Raw genomic sequence first — 21,327 nt, 5'->3', positions numbered from 1 at the left:
AGATTCAAGCTGCATGCTGGCGAGGGAGGCCAGCATGTATGGCCAGGGCGCTTTCGGTTGATCTTCGTCAAAGGGTGATAGCCGCGATTGACGGTGGCATGTCCTGTCGACAGGCTGCTGAGCGCTTTGGTGTCAGCGCGGCCAGTGCGATCCGCTGGCGCGGTCGCCTCAAGGAAGTTGGCGACATCGTTCCTAAACGCCAGGGCGGTGACCGCAAATCGCAGCGCATCGAAGCGCATTCGCAATTGATTCTGGAGGCAGTGACAGCGAAGCCGGATATCACGCTCGCCGAGTTGCGAGAACTGTTGAAACGTCGTGGAATATCGACTGGCATCGCGTCGCTCTGGCGTTTTTTCCAGCGCAGAAAGATCACACTTAAAAAAAGACAGCGCACGCCGCCGAGCAACGGCGCGGCGATATAAATGCCGCGCGTGAGGAGTGGTTCGAAGGGCAAATCGATCTTGACCCTGAGCGTCTCGTCTTCATCGACGAAACCAGCGCCAACACCAAAATGGCGCGGCTTTACGGCCGCTCGCCACGCGGCGAGCGATGTCGTGCAGCTATCCCACACGGACATTGGAAGACGACGACATTCACCGCTGGATTGCGCTCCGACGGTCTGATCGCGCCGCTTGTTCTGGACGGTCCAATGGATGGCGACGCTTTCCTGGCCTACGTCGAGCAATTGCTCGCCCCATCGCTGCGGCCGGGCAATACCGTTATCATGGACAACTTGCCCGCTCACAAGGTCCATGGCGTTCGAGAGGCCATCCGGGCGGTCGGAGCAAGCCTGCTCTATCTTCCGCCCTACAGTCCAGACTTCAACCCGATCGAAATGGCCTTCTCTAAACTGAAAGCCCTGTTGCGGGCCGCCGCAGCGCGCACCATGCCCGATCTCTGGCAAGCAATCGCCAACGCTCTCAAGCGCTTCTCACCCGAGGAATGCCAAAATTATCTCGTCGCGGCTGGTTACGACGCAACGTGATCGGAAAATGCTCTAGGTCAGTGTCGACGCCATCACCGATCCATCCCGCGGGCTGTACCTGAGCGTGAGCGCGCCGCCTGGCAAGGCCGAAACGGCGGAGCGGCTTCTGAAGAAGTTCCCGGTCAAGGTCGAGATGCGATCCTAACGCCTTCATTTACCTGAATATTCTGACCCGAACATCACGCCGGAGTTGACCTCCGGCGTGCGTGGGCGCGGCTGGCCGCTCTCGCAGCTGACGGCTTGACGAACCACCTTATTCCTAAATAGACTCTAAATAGATACTTTTCAGTACAGGCGTTCAGGGTTAAGCGTTTTCTCATGGCTACAGAAAAGGCCGAAACCGACCGCGTCCCGGTCACGCTGGCGCTCTCGACCATTGGTTATCTCGAGAAGCTGGTGCGACAGGGCACCCACGGCACGAGCGTCCCGGGCGTTGCACGGACATTGATCGAGGAAGGCATTCGGCTCGCCATCAAGGACGGGTTGCTTGCAATCCGCGACAACGGCCGCACGCCCTGACGCGGGGGTGTGCCAGCGCGGCGGTTCAACACAGAACGTGGAACCGTCAGATGATTGCCATCGAACCGACCTGGACGCCGGAGCGCGTCGACCAACTCAAGATCTACTTTGAAGCCGGCCTCTCCTGCCGCGACATCGCCGTCAATATCGGCGTCAGCCGCAATGCGGTGATCGGCAAGCTGTCGCGGCTGAATCTCACGCGCACGACGCCGGACGAACGCCGCGCCCGGCGGAAGAGATCCAGCGCACATGCCGCGCAACGGGCGACGGCGAAGCAGCAGCTGCAGCTGCTGCAGACGGTCTACCAACAGGAAGCCGACGATGCGCCTGTTGTCAGCGCCAACAACTGCTCGCTGTTCGAACTGAGCGAGCAGCGCTGCCGCTGGCCGATCAGCACCCCGGGCGCCGACGATTTCTGCTTCTGCGGCAACACCCCGCTCGGCGGCATGCCCTATTGCTCAGGGCATTACCGCCTCGCCTATCAGGCCGGATCGCGCCAGCGCGCGATGCGTTAATCAGCCGACCTTCCAGCCGGTCGCCGCGACAAGGTTCTGATAAAACTCCGGCGTATAGGCCTGCTCGGGCGTGTTGCGCACCCGCTCGTCGAGCGTATGCGCGTCGTCGCCAACCAGGATGCGCCAGCGCTCGGCCTTGACGCCGTCGAGGATGATCTTGGCCGCGGCGGCGGCCGACGTCGGCGCCTCGTCGTGGAAGATGCGGGCGCGGTCGAGTGCGATCTGCTGGATGTCGGCATCCGACATTTTGGCGACGTCGATGCCCTGCCCTTGCAGGCGCTGGCGGGCCTGCTTGAGCTCGTCGGCATTCAGCTGGTCGGAGCCATTCTGCACCTTGCGCGAGTTCGACACGATCGAGGTGCCGATATGGCCGGGCATCACCACCGAGCATTTCACATGCGGCGCGTTGAGACGCAGATCGTTGATCATCGCCTCGGTGAATCCCTTCACCGCGAACTTCGCCGCGCTGTAGGCGGTGTGCGACACGCCCAGGCCGACCGAGGCCCAGAAGCCGTTGACGCTCGAGGTGTTGACGATGTGCGCCTCGTCAGCCTTCACCAAGAGCGGCAGGAAGGTGCGGACGCCGAGATAGACGCCGCCCCAGCAGATGTTGAAGGTGCGCTCCCATTGTTCACGCGTATTGGTGAACAGGCTGCCGCCACCGCCGATGCCGGCGTTGTTGAACAGCAGGTGGATCTTGTCGGTGGCCTGCTGCTCGATCAGCTCATCGCGGAAACGCTTGTAGTGATCCTCGATCGACACGTCGGCGATGTGGGTGGTGATGCGCAGGCCCTGCGGCAGCTTCTCGACCTCGCAAAGCCGCTTGGTCTCGGCCATCGCCTCGGCCGAAACGTCGCACATCGCGACATTGCATCCCTCGGCAACGAGCTGCCGCGCGAGTTCGCGTCCCATGCCCGTGCCGCCGCCCGTGATGACGGCAATCTTTCCAGCAAAATCCTTCATGCGAGATCCGTTCCTTCCCTGCTTCTTGTTCGTTTTGGCGGGAGCGCGGATCGCAGTCCCAGCCGCTTTGGCTGAGGCACTCTACATCACCGAATTATCGCCCAGCAACGGCGCCCGCCGGGCAGCCGGCCGTGCAACGAAATCATTCCGTGTTGCGAACAATATCCATTGATCAAAAGCGCTATTCGGCGGTCTCGATGTGCACAGGCGCGCGCCGCCGCAGCACCGCGCTGCCGGCGCTCAGGACCAGCTTGAGGAGGCCGCGCCACGAGAAGTCGATGACCACCTCATGGTGCCGCAATCCCTTGCCGCCCTTCACCAGCCCGAGATCCCGTATCAAGCAATAGTGGCCGCTGCTCATGCGCGCGAGGCGGCTGTTCTTGAAGCGTCCCATGAATGGCGAGAATGCACTGCGGATCGATTCCGTCAAATCTTGACGGCGTCGAATCGGCGAGACGATGTGAACCTGTGTGCGGTTGGCAGCCGGCAATGGCAGCGCGCCTCACGATCGGGCAGCAGCGGTCCAGCCTTAAATCAAAAACCTCCGGCAGGGCATTGCCGGAGGTTTGGGAGGCTTAGCAGCAAGCTAAGAGCCATCATTCAATGTGTTGTTGGCCACTGCATATATAGTTTAGTAGATCAGGTAAGTAAATAAGTTTGCGGCCAATAATCGCATGGCTCGTCTTCGTCGTTCGCGTGGACCGAGATGACGCAGCTCACCTTCCGCAATCGATCAGCAATCGATTTCGCATTCGATTCCTGCCAAAGAAAAACCCCGGCAGTTGCCTGCCGGGGTTCTGTAGGATCGTGATCAGATCAACCGGTATTACCAGTTGCGCTGAGCGCGGAAGAGCATCTGGACAGTGTCCTGATCCTTCAGCTCGTAGGTCGCAACCGGCTTGCCGATGCCAGTCGACGACGTGGTGATGACGCCCGAATACTTCTGATCGAGGTGAACATAGGTCACGTCGGCCGAGAAGGTCAGGTTCTTGACCGGGGTCCAACGGGTGATCACGCCGATCTGCGAGATGTTGTAGTCCGGGTTGCAGTTGGTCACGCCAGCGCCGCCACCAAAGGCGGTGCGGAAGGTACCACCCACGCCACCAACGCCGCAGATGAGCGCCTTGGAGGTGTCGTTGTACGAGACTGCGGCATAAGCGCCGTAGATCGCGGTGTTCCAGTAGGCATCCCAGTTGTGGGTGTAAGCACCGCGCATACCCCAGGTCTTGATGGACTGCTGCGCTCCGCCGGGGCCGAACACCGTGTCAGGTGCTGTACCGAAGCCAACGCTGCCATAGACGCCCGGCAGGCTCGAGCCACCGTAGATGGCGACCGAGCTGGCCTGGCTGGCCAGTTCCTGGATGTTGTAACGGGTCGCACCATCCGTGTAGACGCCCTGGATGTTGATGGTGTCGCCGGGACCGGTCGGGATGTTCTTGATCGACAGGGCCAACGCACCAGCCCAACCCCACTTGTCGTCGGGATGACCGGTCAACTCGGTACCGCCGTAGTAGGCGGCGTGGTTGTCATGCGCGGCGATCGACGCCTGGAAGATACCCCAAGCCTGGTCGACCTTCAGCGCAGCGACGAAGTCCGGCGCGATCGTGCCGGCGTAGTCGCTGGTGCCGTAAGCACCACCGGCGCCGAGGTTGTTCACGCCAGCCTGCATGTACGCCACCTGGTCCTGCGCCGACAGTGCGAGCTGCACGCCGTTGCCGAACTGAGCGGTGTAGGTGAACTGGTTGATGCCGTTGGTGGTGTTCACGCCACCGACGAGACCGTCGTAGTTGTTGCCCGGATAACCGTTCCAGGGAGCAGCGAACTGCGAGACCGCCTTACCCATGGTGAAGCCGGCGAACTGGATGAAGGCGTAGTAGACGCCGACCGCACCGGCAGCCACGTTGCCCGAACCAGCGTTGTTCGGCGCAGAAGCCGAGCCGATCGCCGAGTAGACGGTCGAGCCGTTGCCCTGACCGGTGTAGCTGTCGGAGGTCCAGGTGAACACCGCGTCGAAATAGGTGCGGACCACGCCGTACTCGGTCGCGGTGCGGGTGTCGATGTTGAAGTCTTCACGCGAACGCCAGGTGTAGCCGTTCGTGAAGCGGTTGTTGGCGCCGCTGGGGCCGTTGATGTTCGGGCCGTAAACGCTGTTGCCGTTCACCACAACGTCAGCGCGCAGGTAGCCGCCCAGCTTGATGCAGGTGTCGGTGCCGGGGATGTAGTAGAAGCCCGGACCATAAAGAGAGCAGATCTTCACGTACTCGACCGCTTTGGCCTTTACGGGAAGATCGGCCGCCTGTGCCCCGCCGACCGCGACCAGCGCAGCCGTCGAGCCCAGGATAAGGCTCTTCAAATTCATATTAAACCTCCAAGTTGCTCATATGCGTAGAGTCCGGAGCTGCGAGCGCCCCGTGATCCTCCCGCATTGTCCAAGACCGCTTTCCCCAAACCCCGCACCCGCAGATCAATCTGTGGAGTGCGACGGACTTGAACGATCACCGCAACGGGACGATCGAGATTCCCCTACCGCCGGGTTCAATATGCCTTGGCGAGTTCGCCAATCAAAATAGTTTATAAAGTCAGGAATGCGATTGCGGCCACACTGTGTCTCGCCGGCAACGCTGCCCGTAAGCCCTTTGGTTAGCAGGGAAAACTTGTCGCACTGCAAATGGTCCAATCGTCACAGGACCATCATAATTACTTTACGTTCACTTGCGTTCGTTGGCGGCTTACGAGAAAGATCGCGCTGCCGAGCGGGAAACAAGAATAAGTCAGCGCAAAGCTGAGTCGGCACCTAGCCCGTCTTATTCGTCAGAGTGCGCCTGAGAGGCTGGCGAGCGTGGTGTAAAGCGCTGATGCGGCGTAGGATTCGGTTGCAAAGCCAACCCCATCACCTCAACCGCGAACGCCAGGCCCGCCATGACCGATGATACGATTCTGCCCTTCTCGTTTCCAGCCGTTCACGCCAAGAAAGTCACAGCTGCCTTCGATGGCGGTCGGCTGACCTCGAACGGGGGCGTGATGCTTCTGGCGATGGCCGAGCGGCGTCTCGGCTTGGCCGACAATTTGGCCCGGGTGTTCCCGGATCGGCGCGATCCGACGCGGGTCGTGCACAGCCTTGTCGATATGTTCCGCGCGCGCATGTTCGCGATCTGCTGCGGCTACGAGGACGCCGACGACCTCGATCATCTGCGGTCCGATCCCGCATTCAAGCTGGCCTGCGGACGGCTGCCGGACACGGGTCGCGATCTGTGTTCCCAACCGACGCTGTCGCGGCTGGAGAATGCTCCGCGCCTGCGCGACGTGATCCGACTGACCTACACTTTGGTCGACGCATGGATGGATAGCTACCCGCGCGAGCCGGCATCCGTCACGCTCGACATCGATGATACCTGCGATGTCGTCCACGGCCATCAGCAGCTCTCGCTGTTCAACGCTCATTATGACGAACGCTGCTTCCTGCCGATCCACGTCTACGACACGGAGAAGAGCCGGCCCGTGGCGGTCGTGTTGCGGCCCGGCAAGACGCCGGGCGGCGTCGAGGTGCGTGCCCATCTGCGCCGCCTGATACGGCATATCCGGACGCGGTGGCACAACACGCGAATTACGTTCCGTGGCGACGGGCACTATGCCCGGCCGGAGGCAATGGCGTGGTGCGAGACCAACGGCATCGACTACATCTTCGGTCTGTCCGGCACCAAGCCGCTCGCCAGAAAACTCGACGAGGCCGCCGACGACATCCGCACGCGACGCGCCATCGAGAACCTGCCGGTTCTGCGTGGCTATACCGAGACGCGCCACAAGGCCAAGTCCTGGGATCGCGAACGGCGTACCGTCGCCCGTATTGAGGCGACGATGCTCGGCCTCGACATCCGTTTCGTCGTCACCAGCCTCGATGTCGGCTCGGCCGAGTGGATCTACGACAGCCTGTATTGCGCGCGCGGCCAAGCCGAGAATCTGATCAAGCTGCATAAGACACAGCTCGCCTCCGATCGCACCAGCTGCCGTTCGGCGCTCGCCAATCAAGTCCGCCTCGTTCTCCACACCGCCGCTTATTGGCTGATGCTGACCGTGCGCGACGCGATTCCCAAAGCCCGGGAATTGGCCACAGCCGAGTTCGCGACGCTGCGTCTTCGTCTCTTGAAACTCGCTGCCCGTGTCGTCGAGACCACGAGCCGCATTCGCCTTGCGTTTGCCGCGGCCTGTCCCGAAGCCGACCTGATCCGCGGCTTGCCAGGCGCGCTGCTGCCGCTCGGTCCTTGACCGGCGGGGCGTCCGCCCCCCGTTCGCCCAACCTACACCTCAAGCGCGTTGCAAAGTACCGGTCGTCAGGCGGTGAAAAGCCGAAGGCAATCCCGCGCGCCTCGTCAGAGCAGATGTGCGGCCACATCAATCGGACTAAAAAAACGCACTCTCACGAATAGGACGGGCTAACGATCCCGTAAAGGAACTGAAGCATGTCGTTCTTTCGGGGGACATTGCGGCTTGGTCCACGGCCCCATATGCTAACGACAGGAGGCCGCCCATGTCAGGTCCACCGCCTATCCCGCTCAGGCTAAAAGTGCTGCGGGGGAATCCGGGCCATCAGAAGCTGCGGCCTCAACCGGAGCCGACCATCCCCGCGAGCTGCCCCGAACCGCCACCGCATCTCACAGGCTATGCCGCCGATGAATGGTGGCAGACCGGCCCCGAGCTGCACCGGCTCGGCTTGCTGAGCAGGATCGATGTCCCCGCGCTCGCCTGCTACTGCCACGCCTTCGGGCAATGGCGCATGGCCGCCGAAGCGCTGGCGCGGATGCAGAGCAATGATCCGCTGATGAATGGCATGATCATCAAGACCAAGTACGGCGATGCCGCCGTCAATCCGTTGGTCTCCATCGTCCGCAAGCACGCGGGCGATGTGGTGCGCTATGCGGGCGAGTTCGGCCTGACCGCCGCTGCTCGCAGCCGAATGACCGCTGTCCCCAACGCACCGCAACCGCCCGGAAAGTTCGACGGTTTGCTCGGGCGCTGAACCGGACGTGACGGATAAGGATAATTTCGGTCGCGGTGTTGTGTTGTCGAATTATCCGAGTAGAATCGACATCGGCGGGCTACGTCGGAACACTCTCTTGGTCGAGGATGACATCTTCGACCTTTCACCGATACGGCTGTCCTTTGGATGATAGTCTATCCGCTCGGTGGATCAACGGAGACCGAGGCCCGCCGCCTTCACGGCCAAAATTTATAGCCGTAGGCCTCGAAAATCTCTTTTTGTCGATCATTCAATTTCGCCTTCCATGGCGGCGTCGGTTGAAGAGCGACCCCATAACCCATAGGAGAGCCATTCTCATTCGCCATGATAGGTCTCAGTAATTTGGCAAATTCATTGTTCCATTTTGTCGGCGGCAGAGTGTCAACAGCCTGAAAAAAAGCACTTGCCACAACATCGGCCAGCTGAGCACCTGCGCTTGTCTTGTGTGAGGCGGCTTCGGCGAGCCGCCAGTCCAACACTTCCCACATGATCCGACGCTTGGAAAGCACGAGCGCGCCTCCCTTCGCTTGCATCTTAAGTAGCTCCTGGTAGGCCGTTGTCTGTGCGTAAGAATGGCCACCGCGCTCGCTGTAAATAATCTTTACTAGCCCGTCTTATTCGTCAGAGTGCGCCTGAGAGGCTGGCGAGCGTGGTGTAAAGCGCTGATGCGGCGTAGGATTCGGTTGCAAAGCCAACCCCATCACCTCAACCGCGAACGCCAGGCCCGCCATGACCGATGATACGATTCTGCCCTTCTCGTTTCCAGCCGTTCACGCCAAGAAAGTCACAGCTGCCTTCGATGGCGGTCGGCTGACCTCGAACGGGGCGTGATGCTTCTGGCGATGGCCGAGCGGCGTCTCGGCTTGGCCGACAATTTGGCCCGGGTGTTCCCGGATCGGCGCGATCCGACGCGGGTCGTGCACAGCCTTGTCGATATGTTCCGCGCGCGCATGTTCGCGATCTGCTGCGGCTACGAGGACGCCGACGACCTCGATCATCTGCGGTCCGATCCCGCATTCAAGCTGGCCTGCGGACGGCTGCCGGACACGGGTCGCGATCTGTGTTCCCAACCGACGCTGTCGCGGCTGGAGAATGCTCCGCGCCTGCGCGACGTGATCCGACTGACCTACACTTTGGTCGACGCATGGATGGATAGCTACCCGCGCGAGCCGGCATCCGTCACGCTCGACATCGATGATACCTGCGATGTCGTCCACGGCCATCAGCAGCTCTCGCTGTTCAACGCTCATTATGACGAACGCTGCTTCCTGCCGATCCACGTCTACGACACGGAGAAGAGCCGGCCCGTGGCGGTCGTGTTGCGGCCCGGCAAGACGCCGGGCGGCGTCGAGGTGCGTGCCCATCTGCGCCGCCTGATACGGCATATCCGGACGCGGTGGCACAACACGCGAATTACGTTCCGTGGCGACGGGCACTATGCCCGGCCGGAGGCAATGGCGTGGTGCGAGACCAACGGCATCGACTACATCTTCGGTCTGTCCGGCACCAAGCCGCTCGCCAGAAAACTCGACGAGGCCGCCGACGACATCCGCACGCGACGCGCCATCGAGAACCTGCCGGTTCTGCGTGGCTATACCGAGACGCGCCACAAGGCCAAGTCCTGGGATCGCGAACGGCGTACCGTCGCCCGTATTGAGGCGACGATGCTCGGCCTCGACATCCGTTTCGTCGTCACCAGCCTCGATGTCGGCTCGGCCGAGTGGATCTACGACAGCCTGTATTGCGCGCGCGGCCAAGCCGAGAATCTGATCAAGCTGCATAAGACACAGCTCGCCTCCGATCGCACCAGCTGCCGTTCGGCGCTCGCCAATCAAGTCCGCCTCGTTCTCCACACCGCCGCTTATTGGCTGATGCTGACCGTGCGCGACGCGATTCCCAAAGCCCGGGAATTGGCCACAGCCGAGTTCGCGACGCTGCGTCTTCGTCTCTTGAAACTCGCTGCCCGTGTCGTCGAGACCACGAGCCGCATTCGCCTTGCGTTTGCCGCGGCATGTCCCGAAGCCGACCTGATCCGCGGCTTGCCAGGCGCGCTGCTGCCGCTCGGTCCTTGACCGGCGGGGCGTCCGCCCCCCGTTCGCCCAACCCATCCCTCAAGCGCGTTGCAAAGTACGGGTCGTCAGGCGGTGAAAAGCCGAAGGCAATCCCGCGCGCCTCGTCAGAGCAGATGTGCGGCCACATCAATCGGACTAAAAAAAGCACTCTCACGAATAGGACGGGCTAGGCGGCCTGTCGCGCCTTCGCGGGCTGCATGTTGATAGCAAAAGTCTGTGACGCGCTCCAAAAGAAGGCGGAGGCAGAAGTTGTAGAACCATTGCTGAGACCGGATGCGCTCCGCTCGCATGTTTCGGTACCCGCGCATGTTCTTCTTGTTAGAAGCCACCACGAATGCGCGAATAGGAAGCTGGGCGAGCTCGCTGACCACAATACGTTTTCGGTAGTCGGCCAGCGTTCGGTAGTGGAGATCGGAGCGGTTACGGACGCCAGACTTCAATAAAATTGCCCGCACCCAATTCACGAGGTCGGCGTCATGTTTTGCCCGAACGACCACGGCGCTTAGGCAAAGCCATTCCGTACCGCCCACGGGGTCAATCGGGCGCACGGTCTTCAGGCCGGGGTCGCCCGCCTCGTCAATAAAGGCGAAGTAATAGGGATCGGGTGTACCCGCTGCCATTGCACTTTCGGCCTAACCTAAAATAAGGTCCCAGAATCTCTTTGCAGTTCGCGCACTACATAATCCGCTCCCTGATCAGTCAGTAGCTTGGTCAGTTCAGCGCGCGGAATCTTTTCAGTCTCATAAACGAACTTGCAGAACGCTGAAAAACTGTGCGCTCCGGGCAAGTCTGCGCCCTCGTTGGTCCGAGCTGTCAATATCCGTCGCACCTCCGCTTCGGAGAGCGAGGAAAGAAGCGGATCAACTGCATGATAATTGACATTGGCCCAGTCCCAAGACTTTGAAGAACAATAGAGGTCGACCGCTGCTTTGATAACAATGGGGTGTTTTGACTGTTGCGCTACGAATGCCAGCTCTTTGAATCCTAGTACCCAGAATCAGAGCTGAGTGATACGGCGGCCTTTGAAACGGCGTTGACGGACCTTTTTCTTGGTCCAGACGAAGGGCTCGGCTCTGTCGTTGTATGCGTTGACGTAGGCATCGATGTGCTCCTGAAGCTGCGTGAGGCTTGTGAAGGAGGTGCCGCTGAGCGACTGCCCCTGCAAGATCGAAAACCATACCTCGACCTGATTGAGCCAAGACGCACTTGTCGGCGTGAAATGAAATTGCACGTTGGGGTGGGCCTTGAGCCAATGCTCGTTCTTCTTGTGGGTGTTGAGGTTGTCGAGGATGACGTGAAGCTTCCGGTTCGGAAAAGCCGCGGTGACGCTGTTCATGAAGTCGAGAAACTCGACGCGGCGTCGGCGTTTTGAATGCGCCGCGATGATCTTTCCGGTGGCGACTTCGAGCGCCGCAAACAATGTTGTGGTGCCATGCCGCTTGTAATCGTGGCTCTGGCCGGTCAAGGCGCGGCCATTGGGCAACTTCAGATAACCCTGCGCTCGCTCCAAAGCCTGGATCGAGGGCTTCTCGTCCACGCACAGCACAATGGCCTTCGCGGGCGGGGCGACATAGAGGCCGACAACATCGGCGGCTTTGGCCGTAAAGTTCGGGTCGTTGCTCTCACACCAGGACTTACGAGCCGCGAGGTCAATCTTGTGGCTGCGCAGGAACCGCCAGACATATTGGACGTCAACATCGCCCAGCGCCCCGGCCAGCAGGGGCCCGGTCCAGCGTGCGAACCCGTCCGGCGGCGGCTTGTCCAGCAGCTTCAGAATCCGCTTGTCGGTGGCCTTCGTATAGATTGGCTGCTTGCCCGGTCGCGGCTTGTCTTGCAGCCCTTCAAGGCCTTGGTCGGCATAGCGATGCCGCCAAAGGCTGACAATCCGCGGCTGGACCCCAACTTCCTTGGCGATCGACCGAGTGCTGCGTCCATCCGCCGCCAACAGAACTATCCGCGCCCGCTTCAAATCGCGCTGCAACGTCACCGGGGAGCGGCAACACGCCTCAAGCACCTTGCGATCTTTCCTCGAAAGGTGGACTTCTCTTGCTTCGGGTATCATCCCGACCTTGAATCACGACTCACGCTTTAAGAACAGTAGGTACTAGGCGCGACGACCTATCGCGGCAGACATCTTGCATCTCGGGGACTTCCACGCAGATCGGAATGGCGTGCTGCGCGATATCGTCGGTGCATTGACGGACAACCTCGATCAACCTCGCTCGGTTATCTAAGTCGAGGAGCGACCACATCTGGGAATATGACTTCTGCAGTCCGATGAAGAAGAGAAGTTCCGTATCAGGCGCTCGCCGACAAAGGGTGTTGAGAGCACGCTTGATGCGAGGTTCGCAAATTTCAGGGTACATCTCCGCTATGGCCCTAACCGCACAAGCCGTTTGCGGTCGGCCCTTCAAGGAAGGCGCGCCCTCCAAATAGCCGAAGACAAGTTGATCAACGATGGCCCGAATAAGACTTTCGCGGGCGCGATCAAGCCCGGCAGACTTAAATTGTACCTTAGCCTTCTCGACTTCCGTGGGGAAGAACGAGGACTCAACAAGTCGGATAATTTGAGCCGCAGCTGCTTTCCCTTGCACCGGCGCTTGCGACAAAACGTGGCGCACCGCGTGAACGAGGTGGGTGCGCGCGAGTTCTGCACTGGGGGCATATGGCTGTTCTGTGCCTTGATAGGTGGGATGCGCGCATCTATTCCGGTCCGCATGCAGCCGCTCCAGATCGATAAGCTGCATACCTTCGAAGAATCCAAATTGATCATTCGCTATGTTGGCAATCGTGCGTTCTAGGTCGAGAGAACTTTTGATCGCACTTTGATCTCCCCGCGAGATTCCCGGTTGCCATTTGCTCAGATCATCCACAATGACCTGTGCGGCCTGGTCGCCGGACATCGCCAGCTCGCGAACTTTCGCCAGTAAATCGTAAACAACCGCGATCCATGTCGAAACGATGCACGCGCGGTACGCTCCAGCCTTGTAGCAGGCGACCGCTTCGGCAATGTATTGTCGCCCCTCCTCGTTTCGACAACTTAGAACGAGTTCGTCCAGATCCCCCAAACCCACCAGCGACTCCCCGATGAAAACTGCTACCATTGCTTGCACGCGGGTGCGCTTGTGGGCAAGCCATCGCGGGAAAGGAGTGGGAGAATTGTCGAGATATAGCCACCATCTCCGGCTTGAAGGCTCCGCTGAGGCGCCAATTACGGCCCCGGTGACGCGCCTGATCTCGTGCATGGCTGGCGCTTTTCGCCGAGCCATGGGTCATGATCGTAATACTTGCTGGTCGCCGCCGACCGTTGAAACAATCTCCAGCTTGACAGAGCCCTACCTCAGATCACAGGCTTTCACAGAATTTCTGGCCAGTCAGCGCCCGCCGCGCGGGTCTTGATACTGGTGGGGCACCAAAGCTGCTTCGCCTTGATATCATTGGCATTTTGAGGTGATCCCTTCTCCCACAAGGGGAGAATGTACGGACGCCAGAGAGCCCGCCTCGATCTGGGGCGGGCTCTCTGCTGCGAAGATCAGGCACTTAGCGGCGGCTTACGAGTTGAGTGGTGGCAGCTTGTTAAAGGCGCGGCGGGAGGCGATACTTTCATATTGGTCTCGCTGCAGCTCTTCCTTGACGGTTGCGACATGGCGCTGCGCTGCTTCAATCGAACCGTCCAAGCCATCGGACAGCAAGACGGTATGCAGCGCCTCTTGAAGGTCGGCCAGCTTCAGCACGACGATGCTGGAGACGCCCGTCGCGGCGGCGATTTCACGCATGATATGCATGGCCATGAACTCGTCGTAAGCGACGGCCCCCTCGACGTTGGAGTCCGGGATTGCGCAAATTAGCTTGCGATAGGTTTCGCCGCGCGCGAACAGGCTGTGATGCAGCGCTCGAACGGCAGTGACGGCGTCGTCGGTGGTCGTCATAGTGATTGCTCCTCCGTTGTCAGTTATTTCCATGCGTCATGCTGCCAGCCGCACCCCAGCATCAGCGGCTTCCATCGGCTCGGCGACGATGCGCCTGACCTCGTCAGCCAGCTTCCGCAGGGCCTCGCGTTTTTCGCCGATGCGCGGGTCCTGATCGTAGACCTTGCCGGTGATCGCCGAGACATCGCCATGCTCGTCCTTTGCGACGGTATGATCGAGGCAGAGCGAGATAATCGAGCGCGGGATGCCGATGTACCCCATCAGGCTGGCAGCGGTGCGGCGAAGATCATGCGGGGTGAACGGCTTGATGCCGAACTGCTCGCAAAGCCCGATGGATCGCACCAATACCTTGCCGTTCCGCTTGGTCCTGTTGCCCCGCAGAGCGCACGCCATCGCTTTACGGTTCAGCGGCTCGTTGCCAAAGCGGCCCGTGAACATCCATGGGTAATTGCCCATGGCTTCCTTGGCGATCTCGACGGCCAGATCGGAGAGCGGCTGGTGTATCTCCCGGCCTGCCTTCACCCGCTCCTCGGGGATCACTACCAGCGGCGCGGCGTTGTTCAGATCGTGCCCGGCCAGCTCATCGCGGTGGATATGCAGCAGCTCGACCGAACGGAGCATGCTGACCAGCGCAAATTTGATCGCGAGGCAGATGCGCCGATCCACGGCGAGGTCTGGCCGGTCGAGGCCATGCCAGAGCACCCTGATCTCGTCAGGGCTCAGCTTGCGCCTGCGCGGCTCCTCGGCGGGCAGCAGCGGCAAGTTCACGCAGGGCGATGCGCTGACATAGTCACGGCCAGCCTCAGCCGCCCAGTTGAAGAGCCCCGAGACAGCCTTGCGCATATGCCGTGCGCTGGAAACCGATGCCTTCAGCGGCTTGCCGTGTAGGATCAGTTTGCCTGCGAGTATATCGGCCTGCAGCTGCGAGATGTCGTGCTTGGTAACATCGCCTGCAATCATCCTGCCGAGGCGCGGACGCACGAATCGGTTTAGATGGCGGCTTTGTTCTTCCCAGCTCTTCATGCGCGGCGATTTTTTTATGACGACGCCATGCTCAGTGTGGCGGCGCGTCGGGACCTCCTCGCTGATCCAAGCGATGCGCTTGTCGATGATCTCGCCGACCGTGATGCCTGCCTGCTTGGCCTGCAGCCTGCGGACCTGCCGTGCGGTCTGCGCTACATCCTCGCCGTTGGCGATCCTCAGCTTCAGCTTCCACGCTTCCTTCCGCCAGAATGCAACGTCATGCTCGGGCATTTGGTAGATGCCCAGGCGATGCGTGCCGCGCTTCTTAGTGATCGGGCAGGTATATTTGATGGAGAAGGTCGGCGGCGCTGTCGGGCTCAGGCTGACGTAGAAGCCAGCGCAAGAGGCGTCATAGATTTTGCGGCGCTGTTTGACTTGTGCGCGGCAAATTTTCTCGGTGATGTTGGGCATGGGATGCTCTCAGGGCGGATCGAGGGCGGGTACCGCGCCGGGGCCTAGCCCCAGCAGCGGCGGTTCAGCGGCGCGCCTCAGCAGCTTGCTGGAAAAGCATATTTCCAAAAGAGCCTATATTTGAAGGGTTTTCATAGGCTCGATGGAGGCCATTGGGGCTCGCCTAAGATCAAAATAGAGCCCACACGATTTCGCCGTCCGCCTGACATGCATTTCGTCTCCCGCATGCTCAGCGTCCACCGCATCCCACCGCAACACTCGTGACGACCGCGACGCGCCCCTCAATCGGGTGAGACGGCCAGATTGAACATCTGAGTTGGGTCAAACGCCAAGCGGAAAATTTTCCGCCGAGGGACTGGACAGGGTCGATCGCGTTGATTGGATTTATGAATTTCGCGCTTTGGCGCAGAGCGACGCCCGTTGAACAAGTTCTCTCAACACTGAAACCCGCACTCACCTCGCTACGTAGCTATCGTCACTCGGCGGATCGAACATGGGCGCTTACTTGACGGCTCCAGCGCTGTCCGTCCCGGTCAAGTGCTGGAGCCCTTTTTTCGTCGCCGTGAACTGAAGGCATCAGAGCAGCTTGCGCGGCGCAGCCGTCGCCGCGTTGCCCGTGTTCGGTGTCCCCGTCGGCTCGATCAGCAGCAGATGCACCTCTTCCCTTGCAACGGGCCGATGCTCGACGCCCTTCGGCACGATGTACATCTGGCCCTCCCTCAGCGTCACGGTGCGGTCGCGCAGCTCGATGTCGAGCACGCCTTTCAGCACAAGGAAGAAGTCGTCGGTGTCGTCGTGCTTGTGCCAGACGAACTCACCCTGCACCTTCACGACCATGACGTCGCAGGCGTTGAATTGTGCGACGGTGCGCGGCGACCAGTGATCGGTGAAGGTCGACAGCTTTTGTGAAAGATCGATCGCGTCGCTCATGGATGCCTCCTGGCCCGCCAGATTGAAGGCGATAAACGGCAGCCTGAAGGCGACAAATGAAAGAGGCCGCTTACTCGGGCGGCCTCTTTGATTACTTGTCTGTTGCGCTCGGCGGTTTCTGTCCCTGCCCCTGTCCAGTCGTGGCGGGCGAAGCCTGGCTGCTGCCAGCAGCGCTCGAATTCTTGCTCGAACTCGCGCTGCCGCTGGAGCTTGCGCTGCCGCTGGAGCTCGCGCTGCCACCGGAGCTTGCGCTGCCGCTGGAGCTTGCTTGCGCGAAGGCAAGGGATGTCGAGGCGATGAGAACTGAAAGAGCAACGGCAATCGGTCGGATCATTGGTTTCCTCCGTCGTATGGGACACCGATGTCAATGTCCGCGGCAGAGAGACGTTCCAAGCGCCGGTGGGTTGCGTCGCCGGCTTCGAGGTGATCTCGAAGCATATCGCCGGGAGCAAGACGCGATCGCCGCGCCCGATGGACGCGGCGATCGCATGCCGTTGCTTGCGTCGAGCTCGATCCGGCGCTCTACTGGACTGACGTCGGCTTGTGATGGCCGTTCATTCCGCAGGGCGTCTCGCCGTTGGCGGCCTTGCGCGCGAGCAACTCCTTTTCGGCCTTATACCAGAGCTGATCCATATTGCCGTGCGGTTCGCCGGCGTCCTTCCACAGTTCGTAGGCTCGGGTCCTGATCTCCTGCTCGGTGGGACCTGTCATGAGCGGCTCCCTGAATCGCGAATATCAAATCGTTTGAAAGGGGAACTTCCAGTTCGGCGCAATGTTCCAAAACGCGCGCGATATGGTGCGCCGCCGCAGTCTGCGACGCGGCGCGGCCCGGAGCAATCAGATTGTGTGGTGCCGGGCGCCGGGTCGCGCGATTACCCCACGCGCCGGCGGGCGGGTAGCCCCCTACTCCGCCGCCTGCCGCAGTCCGCTCAGCGCAGGTTCGCGCTGAAGAAATCGCGCGCAAGGCTGATGGTCTCGGCATGGACCGCGTCGCGATCGGTGCCATCGGGATCGCGGCATACGGCCCCCCCGATGACCAGGCGCCCTATCGCGGTACAGGTCCCGAAGAAGACAAAGTGGCCCGCGTGCGGAAACAGCTTCAGCGTCGCATGGGGGACAGCCTTGCCGAGCGCCTCGGCGCCTGAGGCCGTCGGCGTGATCTCGTCGGCGCTTCCCGCGACGATCGCGACCGGGATCGATATGGCGGCAAGGCTCTCCAGCGTGAAGGCCGGCACTGGCCCCGGCGCCATCGCAAACACGGCGCGAACGCGCTCGTCGCGATAGGACTGGCCGGCCAGACTATAGCGCTGCCGGAAATCAGGATCCGCCGTCAAGCGCAACTGGCTCTTCTGGCGCAGCTCTGTCGCGCCTGACTGCGACGTGCACAGCGCATCGGCGGCGGGCGAGCGGCAGAATGCCGGAGTCCGTTCCGGATCGGTGATGCCGCCGGCGATAGCGATCACTGTGTAGCCGCCATACGAATGGCCGGCGGCGCCGATCCGCGCCGGGTCGATCCGGTCGCCGAACGTGCTGTCGGCGCGCATGGCGTCGATCAGCGCGCTGAGATCGACCGCGCGCAACCACGTCAGCGTATAACCGTCGACCGTCGTGCGCTCGGATCCGTTGTTGCCGGGGTGGTTGACCGCAACGGCGATGAATCCGTGCGCCGCAAGCCCCGCGCCGAGCCAGGCGAGATTGGACGCCGAGCCACCAAAACCGTGGGACAGCAGGATCAGCGGGTGGCGGAGCCCCGCCGCAGGCGCCGCATCAGGCGCGGCGATGCCGGTGCTGATGAACGGGACGATGCGCGGCCCGATCCATTGTGGTTGCTCGCGCGCATCTGCCGCGGCCGGGTACCAGATGGTGGCGCGGAGCGCATGCATGCTGGCGCCGCGCCAATCGTAAGGCTCGGCCGGAGTGAAATCGCGCGTGGTGACGCCGGCCTTGAACACGGCATCCTCGGCCCACGCGAGGCCCGGTGCTGCGACGAGGATCAGCCACAGCACCAGAAACCTCATCGGGACGCTTCCCTCTGATGCGCGAGAAATCTCGCGACGGCAGCCGCCTACTCCGCCGCCTGGCGCACGTGGCGCGCGGTTGGGGTGCGCATCGTCACCAGCTCTTCGGACGCGGTCGGATGCAGCGCAACGGTGGCGTCGAAATCGGCCTTGGTCGCCTTCATCTTCACGGCGATCGCGACCGCCTGGGTGATCTCGGCGGCGCAGTCGCCGACGATGTGGCAGCCGAGCACGCGGTCGCTCACGCCATCGACCACGAGCTTCATCAGCACGCGGGTGTCGCGGCCGGACATCGTCGCCTTGATCGGGCGGAAATCGGTCTTGTAGATGTCGACGTGGGAAAACTGCGCCCGCGCCTCTTGTTCCGTGAGGCCGACGGTGCCGACCTCGGGCTGCGAGAACACCGCGGTCGGGATCGTCGCGTGGTCGACCGCGACCTGCCGCCTGCCGAACACGGTGTCGGCGAAGGCATGGCCCTCGCGGATCGCGACCGGAGTCAGATTGGTGCGGTGGGTGACGTCGCCGACCGCATAGATGTTGTCGACCGAGGTCTTCGACCAGGCATCGACCTGAATGCCGCCATTGGCGGGATTGATGGCAACGCCGGCGGCCTCGAGCCCGAGATGGCCGACGTTCGGATGCCGGCCGATCGCGAACATCACCTGGTCGGAGCCGATGCTCGAACCACTTGACAGATGCGCGGTGAAGTCACGGCCGTGCTTGTCGACCTTCGCCACCGTGCAGCCGGTGATGATGGTGATGCCCTTCTTCTCCATCTCGGCGCGGACATGCTTGCGCACGTCCTCATCGAACCCGCGCAGGATGTTGTCGCCGCGGTAAATCACGGTCACATCGGAGCCGTAGCCATTGAAGATGCCTGCGAACTCCAGCGCGATATAGCCGCCGCCCTGGATCACGATCCGCTTCGGCAGCTCCTTGAGGTGGAACGCCTCGTTGGAGGAGATCACGTGCTCGATACCGGGCACGGCCGGCCCGTGATTGGGCGCGCCGCCGGTCGCGATCAGGATGTATTTCGCGGTCACCTTCTCGCCGGTGGCGAGGCGGAGCGTGTGGGCATCCTCCAGCACCGCGCGGGTCTTCACAATTTTGGCGCCGGACTTCTCGACATTGGTGGTGTAGGCGGCCTCGAGCCGGGCGATCTCCTTGTCCTTGTTGGCGACGAGCGTGGCCCAGTCGAACGAGACCTGGCCGATGCGCCAGCCGAAGCCGGCGGCGTCCTCGATCTCGTCGTGGACGTGGCTGCCGATCACGAACAGCTTCTTCGGCACGCAGCCGCGGATCACGCAGGTGCCGCCCATCCGGTACTCTTCGGCGACCATGACCCTGGCGCCATAATTGGCCGCGATGCGCGCGGCGCGAACCCCGCCCGAACCGCCACCGATGACAAACAGGTCGACGTCAAACTCGGCCATGGCAACCCTCTCTACTTCTCCCGCGCCCAGCGACAGCGTCCCCACTGCTCATCATGCCCGGGCTTGTCCCGGGCATCCACGTCTAGGCTTCCGCAGCAAGAAGACGTGGATGGCCGGGACAAGCCCGGCCATGACGGATGCGGTAACGTCAGCGCCAAGCTCCTAAGCAGCGCGCTTAGATATCCTTGCCGCGCTTCTTCATCTCGGCCTTGAACTGGGCGTTGACCTGCACGCCAAACTGCTGCGCCCACTGCTGCATATATTGCAGGGAGTCGTTGATTGCCTTGGGCTCCGAGGTCAAAAGTTTCTGACCGAGCGGCGTCTTGTAGAACGTCACGAGGTCCTTCAGCTCCTGCTCGGTGAACTCGGCGGCGTAGATCTGCGCCATGCCGTCGCCGATCTCCTTCTCGCGGCCGGCGTAGGCCTTGGCGACGATCACCGCGACCTCGTCGAGATCCTTCTGGTAGTTCAGGTACTGCTGCAGCAGACCGGTCTTGGTCTTCTCGATGATGCCGGGAACGGCGCCGGCATACATCACCTGCACGTTCTTCATCGCCAGGATTTCCTTGGCGTACCCAATCGCCGCAGGGGTCGACTGCTTGACGCTGGGCGCAGCGGGCGGCTGCTGCGCCATCGCCGGCGCGGCCGCGAACGCGAGGCCGGTCGACAGGGCCACAGCCGACAAAAGTCCCGAAAAACGCTTCATTCCAAGTCTCCTTGCTTGCGGCGTCATCGCCGTTCAACAACCCGAATTCCCTGTGCGCCGGCCAGAACGGCGACGCTGCCAAGCCCGATGAACAGGCCGTGTTCGACCACGCCCGGTATAACGCTGAGCAAACCGGCCAGACGCGGCGGGTCGCCGATCCGGCCGAGATGGGCATCGATGATCCAGTGGCCGCCATCGGTGACAAAAGCGTGACCGTCCTTGCCCTTGCGGATGACCATTTCGCCGGACACGCCGGCATCAGTGAACGCCCGCGCCATCGCGGCCTGCGTCGCGGCCAGTCCGAACGGGATCACCTCGACCGGCAGCGGAAAGCGGCCGAGCACGTCGACCCATTTGCTGTCGTCGGCGATCACGATCATGCGATCACTGGCGGCCGCCACGATCTTCTCGCGCAACAGCGCGCCGCCGCCGCCCTTGATCAGATTGAGCGCCGGGTCGATCTCGTCGGCGCCGTCGATGGTGAGGTCGAGATGGTCGATCTCATCCAGCGTGGTCAGCGGCACGCCGCAACGGATCGCGTCCGCGCGGGTCGCCTCCGAGGTTGGCACGCCGATCACCTTCATGCCGGCGCGGACCTTGTCGCCGAGCAGCTCGACGAAATGCTTGGCGGTCGAGCCGGTGCCGAGCCCGAGCTTCATGCCGTCGCGCACCTCTTCGAGCGCGCGCGCCGCCGCCTGGCGTTTCAGTGCGTCCATGTCCACGTGCCGCTAGCCCCCGGTTTCGCCGTCCCGGACACGCCAATGGGCGGCCCGGCGGGCGCATATCTAGCCTCGATTCACGGGCAGGAA

20 protein-coding genes and 1 pseudogene are annotated in these 21,327 nt (G+C 61.9%); 6 read left to right on the top strand and 15 right to left on the bottom strand.

Features of this window, described 5'->3' with window-relative positions; genetic code table 11:
• Positions 1-38 precede the first annotated feature (38 nt).
• The 3 genes from HAP54_RS33825 to HAP54_RS33815 all read left to right on the top strand — a co-directional run bounded on the left by HAP54_RS33825 (position 39) and on the right by HAP54_RS33815 (position 2,019).
• A protein-coding gene (locus HAP54_RS33825; protein WP_166294672.1) for an IS630 family transposase occupies positions 39-985 on the top strand; the annotation gives its coding sequence in 2 pieces (ribosomal slippage) (positions 39-378 and positions 378-985; 948 coding nt in all).
• Between the two features lie 318 nt (positions 986-1,303).
• Positions 1,304-1,504, top strand: a complete 201-nt coding sequence (locus tag HAP54_RS33820) for a hypothetical protein (RefSeq protein ID WP_016844973.1) — start codon at positions 1,304-1,306, stop codon at positions 1,502-1,504.
• A gap of 50 nt (positions 1,505-1,554) precedes the next feature.
• Positions 1,555-2,019 (top strand): GcrA family cell cycle regulator, encoded by a 465-nt coding sequence (locus HAP54_RS33815; RefSeq protein WP_166294670.1) that lies wholly within the window; start codon positions 1,555-1,557, stop codon positions 2,017-2,019.
• Here the strand turns inward: HAP54_RS33815 and HAP54_RS33810 are convergent, their stop codons facing one another.
• The 3 genes from HAP54_RS33810 to HAP54_RS33800 all read right to left on the bottom strand — a co-directional run bounded on the left by HAP54_RS33810 (position 2,020) and on the right by HAP54_RS33800 (position 5,341).
• Positions 2,020-2,982, bottom strand: a complete 963-nt coding sequence (locus HAP54_RS33810; protein WP_029082819.1) for an SDR family oxidoreductase — start codon at positions 2,980-2,982, stop codon at positions 2,020-2,022.
• 181 nt (positions 2,983-3,163) lie between these two features.
• On the bottom strand, positions 3,164-3,343 hold the full coding sequence (locus HAP54_RS33805) for a hypothetical protein (protein WP_051346515.1): 180 nt from the start codon (positions 3,341-3,343) through the stop codon (positions 3,164-3,166).
• A 465-nt stretch (positions 3,344-3,808) separates the two neighbouring features.
• Positions 3,809-5,341 (bottom strand): porin, encoded by a 1,533-nt coding sequence (locus tag HAP54_RS33800; RefSeq protein WP_166294668.1) that lies wholly within the window; start codon positions 5,339-5,341, stop codon positions 3,809-3,811.
• Between the two features lie 560 nt (positions 5,342-5,901).
• Between HAP54_RS33800 and HAP54_RS33795 the strand changes: the two genes are divergently transcribed.
• Both HAP54_RS33795 and HAP54_RS33790 read left to right on the top strand, forming a co-directional pair.
• Complete coding sequence (locus HAP54_RS33795; RefSeq protein ID WP_166204320.1) at positions 5,902-7,245, top strand: IS1380-like element ISBdi2 family transposase; 1,344 nt, start codon at positions 5,902-5,904, stop codon at positions 7,243-7,245.
• A 298-nt stretch (positions 7,246-7,543) separates the two neighbouring features.
• The gene (locus HAP54_RS33790) at positions 7,544-7,996 is read left to right on the top strand and encodes a phage terminase small subunit P27 family (protein ID WP_166294666.1); all 453 of its coding nucleotides are present in this window, start codon (positions 7,544-7,546) and stop codon (positions 7,994-7,996) included.
• Positions 7,997-8,193: 197 nt separating this feature from the next.
• Here HAP54_RS33790 and HAP54_RS33785 read toward each other — a convergent pair whose 3' ends face one another.
• Entirely contained in the window at positions 8,194-8,529 is a 336-nt protein-coding gene (locus HAP54_RS33785; protein WP_166294665.1) for a hypothetical protein, read from the bottom strand.
• Positions 8,530-8,725: 196 nt separating this feature from the next.
• Here HAP54_RS33785 and HAP54_RS33780 point away from each other — a divergent pair.
• Positions 8,726-10,068: pseudogene (locus HAP54_RS33780) on the top strand (IS1380-like element ISBdi2 family transposase).
• Between the two features lie 104 nt (positions 10,069-10,172).
• Here the strand turns inward: HAP54_RS33780 and HAP54_RS33775 are convergent.
• The 11 genes from HAP54_RS33775 to rpiA all read right to left on the bottom strand — a co-directional run bounded on the left by HAP54_RS33775 (position 10,173) and on the right by rpiA (position 21,240).
• On the bottom strand, positions 10,173-10,688 hold the full coding sequence (locus tag HAP54_RS33775) for a DUF3800 domain-containing protein (protein WP_166294663.1): 516 nt from the start codon (positions 10,686-10,688) through the stop codon (positions 10,173-10,175).
• Positions 10,689-11,065: 377 nt separating this feature from the next.
• Positions 11,066-12,130, bottom strand: a complete 1,065-nt coding sequence (locus tag HAP54_RS33770; RefSeq protein ID WP_166204319.1) for an IS630 family transposase — start codon at positions 12,128-12,130, stop codon at positions 11,066-11,068.
• A 19-nt stretch (positions 12,131-12,149) separates the two neighbouring features.
• Positions 12,150-13,181, bottom strand: a complete 1,032-nt coding sequence (locus tag HAP54_RS33765; protein ID WP_166294661.1) for a hypothetical protein — start codon at positions 13,179-13,181, stop codon at positions 12,150-12,152.
• A 438-nt stretch (positions 13,182-13,619) separates the two neighbouring features.
• Positions 13,620-13,997, bottom strand: coding sequence for a hypothetical protein (locus HAP54_RS33760; RefSeq protein WP_166294660.1), 378 nt, complete (start codon positions 13,995-13,997; stop codon positions 13,620-13,622).
• A 36-nt stretch (positions 13,998-14,033) separates the two neighbouring features.
• On the bottom strand, positions 14,034-15,431 hold the full coding sequence (locus HAP54_RS33755) for a tyrosine-type recombinase/integrase (protein WP_166294658.1): 1,398 nt from the start codon (positions 15,429-15,431) through the stop codon (positions 14,034-14,036).
• 576 nt (positions 15,432-16,007) lie between these two features.
• A complete protein-coding gene (locus HAP54_RS33750) occupies positions 16,008-16,361 on the bottom strand; it encodes a cupin domain-containing protein (RefSeq protein ID WP_166294656.1) in 354 nt (117 codons plus the stop codon).
• A 522-nt stretch (positions 16,362-16,883) separates the two neighbouring features.
• A complete protein-coding gene (locus tag HAP54_RS33745; protein WP_166294654.1) occupies positions 16,884-17,072 on the bottom strand; it encodes a DUF2934 domain-containing protein in 189 nt (62 codons plus the stop codon).
• A gap of 218 nt (positions 17,073-17,290) precedes the next feature.
• Positions 17,291-18,367 carry an alpha/beta hydrolase family protein gene (locus HAP54_RS33740; RefSeq protein ID WP_176422174.1) on the bottom strand — a complete coding sequence of 359 codons (1,077 nt, stop codon included), beginning with the start codon at positions 18,365-18,367 and terminating at the stop codon, positions 17,291-17,293.
• 59 nt (positions 18,368-18,426) lie between these two features.
• Positions 18,427-19,812, bottom strand: a complete 1,386-nt coding sequence (gor, locus tag HAP54_RS33735; RefSeq protein WP_166294650.1) for a glutathione-disulfide reductase — start codon at positions 19,810-19,812, stop codon at positions 18,427-18,429.
• A 175-nt stretch (positions 19,813-19,987) separates the two neighbouring features.
• The gene (locus HAP54_RS33730; RefSeq protein WP_166294648.1) at positions 19,988-20,518 is read right to left on the bottom strand and encodes a DUF2059 domain-containing protein; all 531 of its coding nucleotides are present in this window, start codon (positions 20,516-20,518) and stop codon (positions 19,988-19,990) included.
• A 23-nt stretch (positions 20,519-20,541) separates the two neighbouring features.
• A complete protein-coding gene (rpiA, locus tag HAP54_RS33725; protein WP_166294646.1) occupies positions 20,542-21,240 on the bottom strand; it encodes a ribose-5-phosphate isomerase RpiA in 699 nt (232 codons plus the stop codon).
• Between the last annotated feature and the right edge of the window lie 87 nt (positions 21,241-21,327).

The sequence above is a fragment of the Bradyrhizobium sp. 2S1 genome (assembly GCF_011516625.5).
Lineage (GTDB): Bacteria > Pseudomonadota > Alphaproteobacteria > Rhizobiales > Xanthobacteraceae > Bradyrhizobium > Bradyrhizobium septentrionale.
Note: the sequence above shows the minus strand (reverse complement) of the source record. Positions and strands in the feature narration are given on the sequence as shown.